Origin of the sequence: Nonomuraea sp. NPDC005983 (assembly GCF_040614375.1) — a bacterium.
In the GTDB taxonomy this organism is placed as follows: domain Bacteria; phylum Actinomycetota; class Actinomycetes; order Streptosporangiales; family Streptosporangiaceae; genus Nonomuraea.
This window is the reverse complement of record NZ_JBEXUP010000024.1, coordinates 24389-40117: the sequence shown is the minus strand read 5'-3', so window position 1 is coordinate 40117 and position 15729 is coordinate 24389. Positions and strand designations below refer to the sequence as shown.

Annotated in this window: 17 protein-coding genes; 7 read left to right on the top strand and 10 right to left on the bottom strand. The window is 71.6% G+C overall.

Annotated elements, in window-relative coordinates; genetic code table 11:
- The first annotated feature begins 5 nt into the window (after positions 1–5).
- Entirely contained in the window at positions 6–1187 is a 1182-nt protein-coding gene (locus ABZ297_RS14150; RefSeq protein WP_355344648.1) for an MFS transporter, read from the top strand.
- Here ABZ297_RS14150 and ABZ297_RS14145 read toward each other — a convergent pair.
- Positions 1175–1762, bottom strand: coding sequence for a TetR/AcrR family transcriptional regulator (locus ABZ297_RS14145; RefSeq protein WP_355344645.1), 588 nt, complete (start codon positions 1760–1762; stop codon positions 1175–1177). The genes ABZ297_RS14150 and ABZ297_RS14145 overlap by 13 nt on opposite strands.
- A gap of 94 nt (positions 1763–1856) precedes the next feature.
- Here ABZ297_RS14145 and ABZ297_RS14140 point away from each other — a divergent pair, with 94 nt between their 5' ends.
- Positions 1857–2036 (top strand): hypothetical protein, encoded by a 180-nt coding sequence (locus ABZ297_RS14140; protein ID WP_355344642.1) that lies wholly within the window; start codon positions 1857–1859, stop codon positions 2034–2036.
- Here ABZ297_RS14140 and ABZ297_RS14135 read toward each other — a convergent pair.
- Positions 2003–3103, bottom strand: coding sequence for a winged helix DNA-binding domain-containing protein (locus ABZ297_RS14135; RefSeq protein WP_355344639.1), 1101 nt, complete (start codon positions 3101–3103; stop codon positions 2003–2005). The genes ABZ297_RS14140 and ABZ297_RS14135 overlap by 34 nt on opposite strands.
- Positions 3100–4083: an NADP-dependent oxidoreductase gene (locus ABZ297_RS14130; RefSeq protein WP_355344636.1), complete on the bottom strand. Its 984-nt coding sequence runs from the start codon at positions 4081–4083 to the stop codon at positions 3100–3102. The genes ABZ297_RS14135 and ABZ297_RS14130 overlap by 4 nt, the downstream gene beginning before the upstream one ends.
- Positions 4084–4174: 91 nt before the next feature.
- Between ABZ297_RS14130 and ABZ297_RS14125 the strand changes: the two genes are divergently transcribed.
- The gene (locus tag ABZ297_RS14125) at positions 4175–5152 is read left to right on the top strand and encodes a YafY family protein (protein ID WP_355344633.1); all 978 of its coding nucleotides are present in this window, start codon (positions 4175–4177) and stop codon (positions 5150–5152) included.
- Positions 5153–5338: 186 nt separating this feature from the next.
- Here ABZ297_RS14125 and ABZ297_RS14120 read toward each other — a convergent pair whose 3' ends face one another.
- Positions 5339–8902, bottom strand: coding sequence for a WD40 repeat domain-containing serine/threonine protein kinase (locus tag ABZ297_RS14120; protein ID WP_355344630.1), 3564 nt, complete (start codon positions 8900–8902; stop codon positions 5339–5341).
- Between the two features lie 101 nt (positions 8903–9003).
- Positions 9004–9873, bottom strand: coding sequence for an NmrA family NAD(P)-binding protein (locus ABZ297_RS14115; RefSeq protein WP_355344627.1), 870 nt, complete (start codon positions 9871–9873; stop codon positions 9004–9006).
- Between the two features lie 70 nt (positions 9874–9943).
- Between ABZ297_RS14115 and ABZ297_RS14110 the strand changes: the two genes are divergently transcribed.
- Positions 9944–10879, top strand: coding sequence for an AraC family transcriptional regulator (locus tag ABZ297_RS14110; RefSeq protein ID WP_355344624.1), 936 nt, complete (start codon positions 9944–9946; stop codon positions 10877–10879).
- A gap of 63 nt (positions 10880–10942) precedes the next feature.
- Positions 10943–11608 carry an AIM24 family protein gene (locus ABZ297_RS14105; RefSeq protein WP_355344621.1) on the top strand — a complete coding sequence of 222 codons (666 nt, stop codon included), beginning with the start codon at positions 10943–10945 and terminating at the stop codon, positions 11606–11608.
- On the opposite strand, the gene ABZ297_RS14100 is transcribed toward ABZ297_RS14105, so the two are convergent.
- Entirely contained in the window at positions 11605–11781 is a 177-nt protein-coding gene (locus tag ABZ297_RS14100; protein WP_355344618.1) for a hypothetical protein, read from the bottom strand. The genes ABZ297_RS14105 and ABZ297_RS14100 overlap by 4 nt on opposite strands.
- Complete coding sequence (locus tag ABZ297_RS14095) at positions 11765–12055, bottom strand: hypothetical protein (protein ID WP_355344615.1); 291 nt, start codon at positions 12053–12055, stop codon at positions 11765–11767. Before ABZ297_RS14095 ends, ABZ297_RS14100 begins: the two co-directional genes overlap by 17 nt.
- 110 nt (positions 12056–12165) lie before the next feature.
- On the opposite strand from ABZ297_RS14095, the gene ABZ297_RS14090 reads away from it, so the two are divergent.
- Both ABZ297_RS14090 and mltG read left to right on the top strand, forming a co-directional pair.
- The gene (locus ABZ297_RS14090; protein ID WP_355344612.1) at positions 12166–12678 is read left to right on the top strand and encodes a SigE family RNA polymerase sigma factor; all 513 of its coding nucleotides are present in this window, start codon (positions 12166–12168) and stop codon (positions 12676–12678) included.
- Positions 12675–13601, top strand: a complete 927-nt coding sequence (mltG, locus tag ABZ297_RS14085) for an endolytic transglycosylase MltG (RefSeq protein WP_355344609.1) — start codon at positions 12675–12677, stop codon at positions 13599–13601. The genes ABZ297_RS14090 and mltG overlap by 4 nt, the downstream gene beginning before the upstream one ends.
- Positions 13602–13702: 101 nt before the next feature.
- Here the strand turns inward: mltG and ABZ297_RS14080 are convergent, their stop codons facing one another.
- The 3 genes from ABZ297_RS14080 to ABZ297_RS14070 all read right to left on the bottom strand — a co-directional run bounded on the left by ABZ297_RS14080 (position 13703) and on the right by ABZ297_RS14070 (position 15473).
- Entirely contained in the window at positions 13703–14170 is a 468-nt protein-coding gene (locus ABZ297_RS14080; RefSeq protein WP_355344606.1) for a peroxiredoxin family protein, read from the bottom strand.
- Between the two features lie 50 nt (positions 14171–14220).
- Positions 14221–14796: an RNA polymerase sigma factor gene (locus ABZ297_RS14075; protein WP_355344603.1), complete on the bottom strand. Its 576-nt coding sequence runs from the start codon at positions 14794–14796 to the stop codon at positions 14221–14223.
- 191 nt (positions 14797–14987) lie between these two features.
- Complete coding sequence (locus ABZ297_RS14070; protein WP_355344600.1) at positions 14988–15473, bottom strand: hypothetical protein; 486 nt, start codon at positions 15471–15473, stop codon at positions 14988–14990.
- Positions 15474–15729: the final 256 nt, after the last annotated feature.

Here is a 15729-nt window from a genome sequence, read left to right as displayed (position 1 = left end):
GCCTCATGATCTCTTCTCCGCCGCGTGCTTCCCGCAAGCTGGTGGGCACGCTCTACAGCTACATGTTCCTGAGCGAGTTCGTCTTGCTCTATCCGGTGTACACGTTGTTGTTCACCGATGCAGGGCTATCGGTCGCAGAAACCTCGTCGCTGTTCGTCATCTGGTCCGTCACCGGCATGGTGCTGGAGGTGCCTTCGGGGGCCTGGGCCGACACCGTCTCCCGGCGGCTGCTGCTGTTCCTGGGTCCGCTGCTCGGCGCGGCGGGGTTCGGGCTCTGGACCCTGTCTCCGTCCTACTGGGCGTTCGCGCTGGGGTTCGTCCTCTGGGGGGCGAAGGAGGCCCTCGTGTCCGGGTCCCTCGAAGCGCTCGTGTACGAGGAGCTGGAGCGGCTCGGGGAGTCCGGCCGGTACGCGACCGTCATGGGCAGGGCCCGTTCGGTCGGGCTGTGCGCCGACGCGGCGGCGATCGGCCTGGCCGTGCCGGTGTTCGCGGTCGGCGGCTATCCCGTCGTGGGCGCCGCCAGCGTGGTGGTCGGCCTCGGCTGCGCCGCGATGGCGCTGGCGTTCCGCGAGCACCGCTCCGACGCCGAACCCGAGGCCGGCGACGGCTACCTGGCCACGCTGAAGGCCGGGCTCGCGGAGGCGCGCGGTGATCGGCGCGTCCTGAAGGCCCTGCTGCTGGTCCCCGTGGTGACGGCGGTGTGGGGGGCGCTGGAGGAGTACGTCCCGTTTCTGGGGTTAGAAGCGGGCGTGTCCGAGTCCACCGTCCCGTTGCTGATCCTGCTGGTGTGGGTGGGAGCCACGGCCGGCGGCCTGCTGGCGGGACGCGCCCAGCGCCTGCCGGTCCGCGGGCTGGCCGCGGTGATCGCGGCGGCGGCGACGGCCATGGCGGGCGGCGCGCTCACCGGGCATCCGGCGGGGTTCCTGCTCGTCGCGGTGGCCTTCGGGGCCTTCCACATGGCCGAGGTGGTGGCCGACGCGAGGCTGCAGGACAGGATCACCGGGGCCGGCCGGGCCACCGTGACCTCGGTGGCGGGCCTGGGCACGAACGTGGTGGGCCTGCTCGTCTACGCGGTGTACGGGCTGACCTCGTCGTTCGTCTCGCACGGCGTCAGCTTCGCGCTGCTCGTCGTGCCGTACGTCCTGGTGGCCCTCTGGCTGGCGTCGGGCTCGGGTCAGGGGCGGTAGCCGAGGTGCTGGAGCACTCCCGCGAGGTAGGTCCTGATCTCGTGGACGCCGTCGCTGTCGGGGTAGGTGCCGAGATGGTGGAGTATCGCGCCGTTGAGGATCTGCTGGAGCACCTCCACGTCGACCGTCTCCGGGAGCCGGCCCTCGGCCCTGGCCCGCGTGAGCGTGTCGCGCACCGCCGCCGCGCGCCGCCCCCCGTTGGCGTTCCGGTACGCCTGGAGTAGCTCGGGACAGTCGTCCACGGTGGCGTAGAGGCGGCGGAGCATGCGCCGGTTCCGCGGCCGGCTCAGGTACTCGGCCCAGTCGTCGAGCATCCGGTCGACGTCAGACCACAAGAGCGCGCCGGGGGCGTGGTCGCTGTGCACCGACTCGATCGCGTGCACCAGCAGGGCCGTCTTGTCGGCGAACCTCCGGTAGACGGTGGCCCGGGTGACGCCCGCGCGCTGCGCGACCTGCTCGATGCTGGTCTGGCCGGCGCCGTACTCGATCAGCAGCTCGAGCGCGGCGCCGAGGATGGCCGCGTCGAGCTCCTGGCTGCGTGGCCGGCCGGGGGCGCGCGGTGTGGTGCTGGTCATGGCGGTCGCTCCCACACTCTGTCGGCTCGGCATCAGGGGCTCGTCGCGGTGACCGCGATTGAGTACACCCCCGTATTGTAACTATCCGACCTCGGTGATCCGCCGGGCCACGGCCACCGGGACGGGGTCCACGAGGGTGACGTGCGCGCCGAGGGCCAGGCGGTGGGCGCGGATGTTGCGGACCCGGTGGGCGGGCGCCCGCTACTTGGGCGGCCTGGACACCAGGCCCGGGGTGGATGCTCAGGACGACCTGATCGCGATCGGGCTGCTGTAGGACACATTCTCGCCTCCCACGAACGGCAGCAGGCGCTCCGTCTCCTGCTCCAAGGCCGCCCGATCGATCGCGGACAGCGGGCGGAACGGAGTGAGGCGCAGGGTGTCGCCTTCGAGGGACCAGCTTCCGTGCACGTGGCCGTCCACGAGGAAGGTGGGCCGTACCTGTGCCTGGCCGGGCATCACGCGCTTTCGGTCCTCGTGGCTGATGATGCGGGTGCGGTCGGCGTGGGCGAGCAGGGCGTTGTCGAAGGCGGGCAGCAGTCGCACGGGCGCGGGCGTGTCGGGATCGGGCAGTTCCGCGTCGGCCAGGTCGATCAGTTCCCTGCCGTCGGGGTCGCGGTAGTGGCGCAGTTCGGCGCGCATGTCGGAGACGATCTCGCCGAGGCGGGTCAGCCCGGACCAGGCCTGTACGTCCATGATCCCGGCTGGGCCGAACGCTGCCAGATAGCGGCGGATCAGGTCCTTGGCGGTCACCGGGGCCATGGGCTGGCCGAGCCAGGTCTCGGCGGGCGTGACGGAGACGGCCGACCGGGTGCCCCAGGAGCCCCATGTGCCGGTGGCCGGGCTGTGGATGAGGGGGGCTCTGAGCTCAACCTCTCCGGCGAGGATGCGCCCGTCGCGGCCTGGGTGGCGTTCGGCCAGCCGTCGGGCCAGCTCCTTTCGCGGTGTCGCTCCGCCCGCCAGCAGCTCAAGCCCGGTGGCGACCAGCGAGGCGGTGTCCAGGCCCGCGCTGTTGCGGGCAAAGTACGCCGAGCGGGCGGTGCGGTCGAGCACGGGCTGCAGCAGCGGCCGCAGCCGGCGGAAGTCGTCAGCCGCGGTGAGGTGCTGGGTGCTGCGGAGCAGGCCGGAGCGGACCACCTTCCGATCCTGCAGCAGTGTGGTGAGCTGGGAGTGGGTGAAGCCGTGGATCCTGCTCCACAGCCCGACGTAGGGCCAGTTGGGCTCTTGCGCCTGCAGCGCGACCAGGCGCCCGATCACCTCCAACGGGGTGTGATCGGTGCGTGCCAGCAGGAACTGGCGGCCCAGCAGGGCCCGGTTCAGGGCCCTGCTCGAGAGGGTTGTCACGACAGCCGCACCGAGACATTGCCCCGGTAGGACCCCTGGAGCAGGGACAAGAACGCCTGCGGCACGTCCTCGATCCCACCCTTGACGACCGTCTGCGGGTAGACGAAGCGGCCCTCGTCCAGCCACGCGCTGAAGTGTTCCCGCCAGGCGGCGATCTGGTCGGGGGTGTGGTAGCAGGAGAACGGCAGCAGCTCGACGCCCCGGGCCTGGGCCGCGGCATGATCGGGCTTGGGGAAGCGCTCCGCCGCGTCGCCGAGCTGGCTGGACAGCGAGCCGCACAGCGCGAAGCGGGCGCCGGGCCTGGCCGTCTGCAGCGCGGCCTGATACTGCTCGCCGCCCACGACGTCGAAGAACACCGAAATGCCCTCGGGCGCGAGCTCTCGGAGCCGGTCAACCGCCGAGCCGTCGTGATAGTCGAACGCGGCATCGTAGCCGAGCTCGTTCACCAGATAGTCGACCTTGGCCGGGCTGCCGGCACTGCCGATCACCCGCGCCGCGCCCAGACACTTGGCGATCTGTCCGGCCAGCGAGCCGATCCCGCCCGCCGCGCCGGAGACGAACACCACGTCGCCCTCGCCGACGCCCGCCACGTCGGCCATCCCGTAGTAGGCGGTCGGCCCCTGACCGAGGTAGTAGCCGGGGTCCGCGATGGGATCAAGCTTGACGTACTGGGCGGCTGGGCCCGCCGAGTACTCGCTCCAGCCGGTCATCGACTGGACCAGGTCGCCAGCCGCGAGCTCGGGGCTGGCGGACCGGATGACAGTGCCGATGGCGGCCACGCCCACCCGCTGGCCCGGCTGCCAGGCCGGTACCGGGATGGTGCAGTCCGCGCGCATCAACTCCAGGTAGGTCGCGGCGAGCCCTACCTGGTCAGTGCGCACCAGAACCTCGCCGTCGACCTCGGTCGTGGCGACGGTGAAGTTGTCGAGTGCCGGTGCGCCGGTGATCTGCGCGGCCAGCTGGATCTCACGGGTGATCATTACTTGGTCCTTAGGTCGGTACGGCCTTCGAGATCGACTCTAAAGCGGCTTCCGGTCACTTTTTGACCGGAAGTCGGGTGAGGATGGCGATATGGCGAACACCAGCTCACGGACCCTCAGACTGCTCTCGCTGCTGCAGACCCACCGCCACTGGCCCGGCCTGGAACTGGCCGAGCGGCTCGGGGTTTCCGAGCGGACGCTGCGCCGCGACGTTGACCGGCTGCGCGAGCTCGGCTACCCGGTCGGCGCGGCCCGGGGCACCGACGGCGGCTACCAACTCGCGCCCGGTGCCGTCCTGCCGCCGCTGCTGCTGGACGACGAGGAGGCGGTGGCCCTCGCGGTGGGCATCGGCGACGCGGCACAGAGCGGGATCGCCGGGATGCAGGAAGCGTCGCTGCGCGCGCTCACCAAGGTGGTACGGGTCCTGCCGCCCCGGCTGCGGGCCAGGGTGGACGCCCTGCGGGCGATGACCCTCTCCGTCGCCGCGTCCGGGCCGGTCGTCGCGGCGGGGGTGCTCACCGCGGTCGCCCAGGCTTGCCGGGACCAGGAGCGGTTGCGGTTCGGCTACACGGCCAGAGCCTCCGCACCCACCGACCGCGAGGTCGAGCCGCACCGCGTCGTCGCACTCGGCGGACGCTGGTACCTGGTCGCCTACGACCTGTCCCGGCACGACTGGCGCAGTTTCCGCCTCGACCGGCTGACCGAGCCGACCGGGACCGGCACGCGATTCCGGCCGCGTCCGCTCCCGGCCGAGGACGCCGCGGCCTTCGTCCAGGCAGCGAGCAACGTCCCAGCTCCGTACCAGGTCGAGGCGCTCGTCCACGCCCCCGCGACCCGGGTACGGCAGGCGGTCGGTCAGTGGGGCACCATCGAACCGCTCGACCACGACACCTGTCGGCTCACCATGACTTCGACCTCCCTCGATTGGCCGACCCAGGCGCTGGGCAACGTGGGCGCCGAGTTCGAGGTGCTGGGGCCGCCGGAGTTCGCTGCGCATGTCCAGGAGTGGGGCGCCCGCTTCCTCCGGGCCACCAGATCCAGCGCGCCCGAGAGACCGTCCCTGCCGTAGCCTGCGTCGCGACGATGGCGCGGCGTCCGTAGCAGCCGGCCGAGACGACAGAAGATGTTCTGCCAGGGGAGCCTGCATCCATCTGCGCGACCCCTTTCTTGACCCTGCGCGGCGATCTCTCGCCCGCATGGTGGATCCCGAACCTCTACCTGCTGCTGCTCCCCGTTCCGGCCATCGTCCGGTCGGTCACGGGCAGATCTGCCGGTACGGCACGCCGGGCAGGTACTGCTGCCACTCGGCCCGCGTCAGCGTCCGCCCGGCGCGGGCGCAGATCGCGGCAGCCGACCGCCCGGGGTCCACGGACACCTCGCGCAGCACGCCCTTGTCGTCGAGGGTGCGCAGCACCGCGCCACCGGAACCGAACGCGACCGACACGAGATCCTCTCCCGCCGGCATCGACGGTCCGAGCTTGCGAGGCGTGGCGGGGTCCCACAGTTGGACTTCCTCCGTGCCGACGGACGCGGCCACGTCGCCCTTGGGGGAGAAGACGATCTGGGCGACCCCGACGCCGTCGTTGTCGTGCGCCCGGAACATCGGGCCGCGCCTGTCGCCGGTGCGCACGTCCCAGAACGCGAGCCTGCTCAGGATGTCGCCGGTGGCGAGCGTCGCCCCGTCGGGGCTGAAGGTGATCGTCCGCAGCCCGCCGTAGAGGCCCCCCGCGCCGAAACCGGGGCCCACCGGCTGTCTGGTGGCGAGATCGATCAGGTGGTTCGCCGATTTGGTCACCGGGAGGACCATCCTGCTGCCCGGCCGGAACACGACCTCCCATAGGTCTCCGGTCTCGACGGGAGGCAGCCAGGCGTGGTGCGGCACGTCCCAGACGAACACGCGGCTGTGGCCCACGCCCTCGATGTCGTCAATGGTGTCGCTGGCGCCGACCGCGACGAGCGTTCCGTCCCCGTTCACCGCCAGCGTGGACACCGACCAGTTGCCCGGCAGCCGGGCCGTGGTCACCCGCGACGGCTGGGAGGTGTCCCACATCCTCAGTGACGCTCCCATGCTGCTGGCGGAGGCGAGCAGCCGCCCGTCGCCGCTGAAGGCGAGCTTCATGTCGCTGTCCCCGATACTGACCCGCAGCGGCGAACCGAGCGGGCGGCGCCGCACGGCGTCCCAGAGCACCAGCTCCCGCGACTCGGCGCTCTGGTACGTGGCCAGGAACCGCCCGTCGGGGCTGAACACGGCGGTCTCCGGGGCGTGGCCGGGCAGCCGTACGGGCTTGACCAGGTCGGAGATGTCGAGGCTCACCACCGTCTCGTCGGCGAGGTAGCGCAGGGTCGTGCCGTCGAAGCCCACGTTCTGCACCCCGCCCTGGTAGTCGAGCAGGGTGTTGCCGTCGGAGACGCGGATGAGCAGGAAGCTGTTGTCGCCGCCGGCCACGAGGTAGCGGCCGTCGGGGCTGAACCAGATCCGGCCGCCGTTGGAGTCCCACCCGGTGGACGGCTGGTGCTGGAGTGAGCGCCCGGTACGCAGGTCGACGAGGGAGATGTCCGACTCGGTGCCGCACGCGACCGTGTGACCGTCGGGGCTGATGGCCGCCGCCCGGGCGTCCCTGACGCAGGTGTCGGAGTCGTGCCACCGCGCCGCCGGCTTCCCGCTCGGCAGCCTCCGCAACTCGAAATGACCTTCGAGGTCGGTGTTCGCGACCAGGTCGTTGGCCGGCGTGACGGACGGCTGCATCATGCCCGCCTTGGTGGAGACGGTCGCGTCGGTTCGCGTGTCCCACAGGCCGCCGCCCTGGCTCCCCTGCACGTAGACGTACCGGTCGCCGGTCTGGAACTCGACACCGTTGAAGAACCCCGGCTCGCTGATCCTCCATCTGGCTCCGGTCTGCCTGCCGGTCCTGGTGTCCCAGACGGTGATGGCGTGGCCCGCGGCCACGGCCAGCAGCCTGCCGCTGGGGCTGAGGTCGGCTCCCAGGAACCGGTCCGCGCCGATCTTCAGGTCGTTCCACCCGCCGATCCGCTTCCCGGTGCGCACGTCGTAGATCCGCACCCCCTGCGGGGACACGCTGACGAAGGTGCGCCCGTCCCCGGTGATCTGCCGTACGGTCTCACCGCCGGAGTCCGGGTCGGAGAACGCCGCGCGCTCGCGCTGCGCCGACGCGTTCGCCAGCGTCGCCCGCGTCGCGGAGACGGGGGCCAGCCGCCAGACGGCGACGCTGAGCAGCATCGCCCGCACCGGGTCCGACGCGCGCATCGTGTCGGCCTGCGCCGCGACCTTGCCCGCCAGCGCCTCGTCCCGCTGCGCGGCGACGACCTGGCTCTGCTCCGAGACCACGCGGCTCTGCCACACCGAGACCGCGCCACCGGCCAGGGCGAGGACGAGCAGGGCGGCCAGGGCGACGGTGAGGAGGCGGCGACGCCTGACCCGGTGGCGGGTGGCGGTGTCGCAGGCGTCCAGGAAGTCGCGTTCGAGTCGGCTGAGAGTGAGATGGCGGCGTCCGGTGGCGGCCCAGCGCACCGCCGCTTCCAGGCGGCTGCCCTGGAAGACGTCGCCTTCGCGGCGTCCGTGGGTGTCCCAGTGGCGGGCGGCCGAGCGGATCGTGTCGTGGGTGGGCAGGCCGTCGCGCTCGTCGCCGACCCAGGACCGCAGGCGCGGCCAGGCCTGCACCAGGGCCGGCCGGGTCAGGGCGATGTCGTCGCCCCGGACGGTGAGCAGGTACGAGAAGACGTCCAGGATCCGGTCGAAGGCGGCTCGCTCCTGCGGCGTCCCGGCCAGCTCCGCGCGGGACGCGGCCCGGACGGCCAGCTCGCCCGCGTCCGTGAGCGTCACCAGGCGCAGGAACAGGTTGGGAACCAGGTCCCGTTCCGACGGGTTGAGGAACCCGTAGGCGTCCTCGGCCAGCGTGCCGAGCGCGGGGTCGGCCGCGGTGCCCCGGCCGAGGAGCCCGGCTTCGGCGCTGCCGATGGTGAGCAGCTCGGCCTGGCCGCCCTGCGCGCCGCTGACCAGGCCGAGCAGCAGCTCGCGCGCGGTGGGCCTGGCGAGCGGGTTCTTCGCCAGAGCCGCCGAGACCAGCGGACGCAGCGAGCCGGGCAGCGGGGCGAGGTCCGGGTCGGCCGACAGGACCCGGTGCATGACCGCGCCCAGATTCTCGGCCCGGAAGGGGTCGTCGCCGTTGGCGGCGTAGAGCACGATCGCGCCCCAGGAGAACACGTCGGCGGGCGCGCCGGCTCGCTGGCCGGTGAACACCTCCGGAGCCATGTAGGTCGGCGTGCCGGCCACCTGGCCGGTGGCGGTCAGTGACATCTCCAGGGTCCGCGCCACCCCGAAGTCGATCACGCGCGGACCGTCGGGGCCCAGCAGCACGTTGTCGGGTTTGAGGTCGCGGTGGACGACGCCGGCGTCGTGGATGGCGGCCAGCGCGGTGGCCACCGCCGTGGCCAGGCGGTACAGGTCGTCGCCGGTGAAGCGACGCCCTTCGGTGATCGCCTCGCGCAGGCTCGGCCCCTCGACGTACTCGCTGACGATGTACGGCTTGGGCGCGTCCAACTCGGCCGCCAGCACCCGGGCGGTGCAGAACGCGGCCACCCGCTGGGCGGCGGCGGCCTCCTTGCCGAACCGCGAGCGCAGGTCCGGATCGCCGGCCGCGTCGCCGTGCAGCACCTTGACGGCCACCCGGACGCCCTGCGGGTCGTACGCCTCGTACACCACCCCCTGCCCTCCGGCCCCCAGCCGCCCGGCGAGCCAGAAATCCCCTAACCGAGGAGGGTCTCCAGGAAGCAGGGCCGACGCCATCTCATCACTCCGCATCTCCGACGGACTACGTCGTTAGATGCTGCCCGCACGTTCGAGGTTGCCATCCGCGTTGACCCGAGGGTGCCGGGCGACCTCCGCCTCGACGAGCGAGCGCGTCACGCCGACGGCCACGGCTGGGCCGCGATCCACTCGCGCAGCGGTGTCAGCCGGACGCCCAGCCGTTCCGCCAGGCCCGGATCGACCATGTCCGGATCGACGGGGTCGACGGCGCCCGCGGTGGTCGCGAGCCAGCGGTAGGTGGCGGCGACCCCGGCGGCGGTCGGCTCGCCCAGGGCGCGGGCCAGGGCGTGCTCGAACTCGTCCACGTCCTGCTCCGCGTAGCGCACCTCCGGCCCGAACGCCGCCGCCAGCTCGGTGCCGGTCACCGTGTCGGGGCCGCCCACGTCCAGGACGGCGCCGTCCAGCCCGTCGCGGGTGAGCGCGGCGACCGTGATGGTGGCCAGGTCGGCGTGGCTGAGCCAGGCCACGGGGAGCCCGGCGGGCAGCGGATAGCGCAGCAGGCCCTCGCTCGCCAGCGGGCCCGCCACCCACGGCGCGAGCAGGTTGTCGAGGTAGACCGGCGGGCGCAGCACCACCGTGGGCACCCCGGACTCCAGCAGCGACGCCACCGCGGCCCGCCGCGTCTCGAACGCGGCCACGCCGGTGGCCTCCGGGGGAGTCCGGTTGCCTGTGTTGAACACCAGCCGCTCCACCCCGGCGGCCTGCGCGGCCTCGATCACGTTGCGCACGTAGGCGGCCACCAGCTCCGGCTCGTACACCATCGGCAGCAGCACCGACGCGTGGCTCACCCCTGTGAACGCCGCATTGACCAGAGCCGCGTCGCCGAGGTCGCCGACGAAGGGCCGGACGCCGTCGGGCATCCGGTCCGAGCGGGCCAGCCCGCGTACGCGCTGCCCCGATGCCACGAGTTCGCGGGCGACCGCGCCGCCCTGGGCGCCTGTCGCGCCGATCACGAGAAATGTCATGGGCGACAGCCTGTCCAGCGGCTGCGATACCCTCCATAAACCCAGATCCCCGAAACTTTAAGGATCGTCCGTGGACGGCGACCTGCTCAGCGAGCTGCTCGCCCCGCTCCGCCTGCACGGCGTCTTCTACAGCCGCTGGTCGGCACGCGCCCCGTGGGGCGTGGCAGGCGAGCGGGACGACTGCGCGATCCTCCACTACGTGCAGCAAGGCACGTGCACGGTCGAACTCCCTGAAACCGGGCCGATCCAGCTACGCGCTGGCGACCTGGCCGTCTTCCCGCGCGGGAGCGCCCACCACCTGGCCGACGCACCCGGCAGGCCGACCGTGCCGCTGGCCCGCCTGCTGCCGCAGCGGACGCCCGGAGCCGTGCGCACCGTGCGGATCGACGGGCCGGGCCCGGAGACGACCATGCTCTGCGGCGGCCTGCACTACGACGCCGCGGCCGCCGCCCCGCTGTACCGGGCGCTGCCCCGGGTGCTCGTGCTCGACAGCGCCATGATGAGCGGCCAGCCGCTGCTCGCCGACACCCTCGCCCGGCTCGCCGGCGAATGGGACACGGCCGAGCCCGGCGCCCAGCTCGTCGCCCTGCGCGCGTTCGAGCTGACCTTCGTACTCGCCCTGCGCGCCGCGCTCGGCAACCTGGCCGCGGACGAGCCGGTGCTGCGCGCCCTGCGCCATCCGGCGATCAGCCAGGCGCTGCTCGCCGTCCACACCAGGTTCGCCGAGCCGTGGACGGTGGAGACGCTGGCCGCCGAGGCCGGGCTGTCACGCTCGGCGTTCGCCGCGACCTTTCGCGAGCTGGTCGGTGAGGCGCCGATGCGGCACCTGACCGCGCGCAGGATGCAGGAGGCCGCCCGGCTGCTCGCCGAGACGGCGCTGCCGCACGGCCGGATCTCCGAACGCGTCGGCTACCGCTCGCCCGTCGGCTTCCACCTGGCCTTCCGCCAGTGGTACGGCACGACCCCCGGCGACTACCGCAGGAACCGGCCCGATAACGGCAGGTAGGGAACCTGGACCTTGGCCCGTTCGTCATCACCGTGTCGAGCACGTCAGCCAGAAAGGGGCCACATGCGCAGCGCGCTCTTCGGGAACCTGGACTCCCAGCAGGTCCCCGCCCACTTCGTCCTGCAGAACGCCAAGATGCTCCGCATCCAGCTCTCGCACGAGGTGCTCGCCAGGCAGGGCTCGATGGTCGCCTTCCAGGGCCAGATGGACTTCGACTACGAAGGCGCGGGCGGGGTCGGCAAGCTGTTCAAGAAGATGGTCACCGGCGAGGGCGCGCCGCTCATGCGCGTCAGCGGCCAAGGGCAGCTGTACCTGGCCGACAACGCCCACGACGTCCATTTGTTCTACCTCGAGTCCGAGGCCCTCACCGTCAACGGGCGCAACCTCCTGGCCTTCGACCCCCAGCTCAGCTGGGACATCCAGCGCGTCCAGGGGGCGGGCATCGCCGCGGGCGGCCTGTTCAACATGACGATCAAGGGCACCGGGTGGGTCGCGGTCACCGCGCACGGCACGCCCGTGCTCCTCGACGCCTCGCGGATGCCGACCTACGCCGACGGCCAGGCGGCCGTCTGCTGGAGCGCCGGCCTGCACGTCGGCGTCAACCGCAGCATGAAGGTCGGTGCGCTGATCGGCCGGGGCAGCGGCGAGGCCATGCAGCTCGCCTTCCAGGGGCAGGGGTTCGTCCTCGTCCAGGCGAGCGAGGGGCCGCCCGTCGCCCAGGCCCACTAGCCGTACTGGGCGATGGCCGCGCGGCGCCAGAAACCGCCGTCGGCCTCCAGGTGGCCGACGGCCCAGACCGCGCCGGTGCGCGGCGCGGCCGGCCCCTCGTGGCGGGCGCCCACGGCCCACAGATCACCGGGGCCGGTGCCGCTGAGCGACTGCGCGTCAGCGGGGAGCCGCACCTCGCTCCAGGTCTGGCCGTCCCAGTGCCTGGCGTAGGGCTGCCCGACGCCGTGGACGGTCCAGGCGTCGCTCGCTGACGTAGACGTGCCGCCAGCCCGAGCCGCCGGCCGTGGGCGTGACGACCGGCCCCGACGTGGGCGTCTCGACTTCGGACGTGGACGCCGTGGGCTGGTCGGTCCTGGGAGCGGGTGTGGCGGCCTTCCCGCCACCGCTGGACGCGCACCCCGCCGCGGCCACGGAGAGCGCGACGAGCAGGGCGCCGATCAGCCTCATCCCCGACATGCTAGGCGACCCGGTACGGCGGGCCAGGGCAAGTTCGGTGACACCGGCATAGATCGGTGCTCTGCCCGCGTCCTTGCTTGGTGACATCGCGAGGAGGACGGGTGGATCCAGGATTTGAGGCGGCATTCCGGGAGTTCGTCGTCGATCGTTCAGCCGCGCTGTTCCGTACCGCGTACCTGCTGACCGGTGACCGGCACGCCGCCGAGGACCTGGTGCAGTCGGCGCTGACCAAGACGGCCGCCAAGTGGCGCGGCCTGCGCGACCCGGCTGCCATCGAAGGGTACGTCCGCCGCGTCATGTACCACGAACGAGTGAGCTGGTGGCGGCGCCGTTCCCGCGTCACCGAGGTGCCCACCGGATGGCTGCCCGACCAGATCGGCGACGGGCACGCCGAGGCCGCCGATCTCCGCCTGGTGATGCGCGCGGCTCTGGCCCGCTTGACGCCCCGGCAGCGGACCATGCTCGTGCTGCGCTACTTCGAAGACCTGTCCGAGACCGAGATCGCGCAGTTGCTCGGCGTCGGAGTGGGGTCGGTGCGCAGCCAGATCTACCGGTCCCTGGAGCGTCTGAAGAAGGCCGCGCCCGAACTGAGCACCGTGAGGGAGTTCCGATGAACGTTGAGGACCTGCTCCGCGAGACCCTCTCCGAGATGGCTGACGAGGAACCGCCGCCCCCACCGGACCGGTACCTCCAGGTCCGACCGCGCCGCCGCGGCCTCGCCCTCGCGGCGGCGGCAGCGGTCGCCGTGCTGGCCCTCGGCTCCACGCTCGTGGTCGACGACATGTCCTCCCGACCGGGAGCGCCCTCCACCGGGCGGGGCTCCACGGCGCGGGCCGGACAGGTCCTGACCGTGAACGCGGGGCTGCGGCTCTCGGACACCCTGCGGCAGCTGTCGGCCGCCACCGGCAGGCCGCTGGCGGAGTTCGTCAGGGCCGCCGGGAACGGCGAGGCGCTCGGCCTTCCGGCCTACGCCAGGGGCGAGCTGGAAGGCTTCGCCTTCCCCGCCGCGTACGAGGTCTCGTCCAGGTCGACTCCCGACGAGCTCCTCGCCGCGATGGTGGCCCGCTTCAACCGCTTCGCCGACGACAACGACCTCGTGGACGGCGCCCGACGTGTCGGCCGAACGCCACTGGAGATCGTGATCATCGCCAGCATCGTCCAGGCCGAGGCGGGCAACATCCGCGACATGCCCAAGGTCGCGCGGGTCATCTACAACCGGCTCGGCCACACGCCCGAGATGAGGCTGAAAATGGACAGCCCGCTCATGTACGGCCTGAACAAATACGGCGTCGAGGCCTCGAACGAGGATCTCAAGAGCCGCTCGCGGTACAACACCTTCAAGCGATTCGGCCTGCCGCCCGGCCCCATCGACAATCCGGGTGAAGACGCCATCAAAGCGGCACTGAGACCGGCCAAGGGCCCCTGGCTCTACTTCGTCGCGACCGACCCGAAGAAGTCCGCCCTGAAGTTCGCCGCCTCCGAGTCCGAGTTCGCCAAGCTGGCCGAGGAGCGCAGGAAGAACCAGGGAACGAGGTGACGGAGCACGCCACCTCGTGAGCGTTGCTCGCCTGCCTGCATCCCTCCGTTGGGGTCGTCAGACTCTTGGACGCGCATGTTCAGTCCAGGTGCCCTTCTGGATCACGCGTGGGTGCGGAGATCCTGGATGGCCGCAGTGATCCCTTTCTTGTCGTAGCTGCTGGTGGGCATGGTGGCGCCGTGAGCGTGACGGATGATGCCCTGCGAATCGATGAGGATGCTGCCTGACTGCTGCAGCGAGCCGAAGACCTTTCTGCTCAGGCCGATCATCTCGTGCGGGGTGCCCCGGCGGCCTACGAGGACGGGGAACGGGACCTGGCGCTTGGCCTTCCACGCGACCGCTTCTTGACGGTCCGCAGGAAGCGCGACAAGCACCTGAACGTCGTCAGCGGCGAACTCGTCGCGGCACCTGATGAGGTCTTGGACGTGCCTGTTGCAGACCGGGCACGACGTCGACCGCATGAAATAGATCAGCACGGCATGGTTCCCCTGGTAGTCGGACAGGCGGACGGCCCGGCCGTCGGTGTCCTCCAGCACTAGGTCGGGCGCGGGCGATCCGGTTTCGAGCATGGCGGAACTTCCCCTTAGTACTCAGGTTGTGGAAATGCGGTCTACACAGGTCAGGCGCTGATGGTCCCGGGGTCATGCGGGCCTTCGGTGGGGCCGGTCACGCCGCCCAAGCTGAGCCGGAGCCTGTTGCGGGCCCGGTGCAGCTGGGACTTCATGGCGGCGTTGCTCAAGCCGAGCGCCTCTGCGACACTCCGCCCCGGGTAGCCCAGGACGTCCCGCATGATCAACACTCTGCGCTGAACGTCTGGCAACTCCTGGATCGCCTGCGCGACGAGTTCGGCTTCCAGGCGCCGGATGGCCTCGTCCTCGGCTGACGTCGCCAGACCGGCTTCGGCCTCGTCATGGTGCTCGAACAGCAGTCGAGCGCGGCGCAGGCACTCGTTCCGGACGATTCGGAACATCCATGATGCCAGTGCCCCGGTGGCGCGCAGTGAGCCGATCTTCCGGTAGAGGATGATCAGCGCTTCCTGCGCGGCGTCTTCGGCATCCTGCGGGGACGCACAGAGATGCTCCGCGAAGCGCCGCACGTGGGAATGGGCACCATAGATCACCGCAGTGATCGACTCGCGATCACCAGTCTGCGCGGCCTTGATGAGCTGCGCGCTCGCCCAGGAGCGGTCAGCCACGTCTACGCCCTTGCTGTCGCCGGCACGAGGTCCTGAAAAGTAGTGCCTGCCGCACCGCCGGCATCACGACGTCACCCATCCCCATCTCCTTCCCCAGTGTGGCCATCACCCCATAAGAGGCCCTCACACCGCGAAAGGATTCACCGGAATCAGAGCTGACCTCGCCGGGCGCACACCGGGCAGCACGCGCCTCAGGTGAGGTTGTCAGGCTCTTGGCCGACGTCGAGGCGCATGAAGGCGGCGCCGTGCATGGCCGCGCGAGCGCCGAGGACGTGCCCGTCGCACATCAGCGTCTCCGCTCCGACCTGGTCGGTCACCTTCCACGTCACCGGCTCGCGGCACTTCTGGCCGCGCCGGTCGTAGTTCCAGGTGCGGCGGCACACCCGGCAGGTGGACACGTTGGCCATGGAGGAGAGCGTGTTGCCGTGCTCGGGGCAGACGCCCCACGGGAAGCCGCACTCCTGCTCCGACAGGGCCCGGAACTGGGCCAGGTCTCCGGCCGCGCGCACCAGGTCTTCGCCCGCTCTCTTCAGCCATTCCGCCGCATGGTGCGCCGCCTGGAGGTGGACGCGTTCGGGCGATTCGGCGGGCAGATCGGCGTACAGGGCACGGGCCTCGGAACAGAGCGCGTCGGCACGACTGGCGAGGTCGCGTAACTGGGCGGGAGTTATGCTCATCGTCGAGATTCTCCCTTGTTCGCGCGGCTGGTGCGCAGACCGGTGACGAGTCCGAACAGCGCGGCCGACGGCCCAGCGCCTGCGCGCGCTCTCCAGGCGCGGTTGTGCACCCGCCGCGCGGTGGCCTGTGCACGGTGACGCTGACCGAACTGGCCGAGCAGTCGCTGGTGGCGTGAGCATTCGCCAGGTGTGCGGCGCCGGCCGAGCGTACGACGTTGCTCCATGCTCCCCTGAACGGGGAAGAGCCTGCTCGACC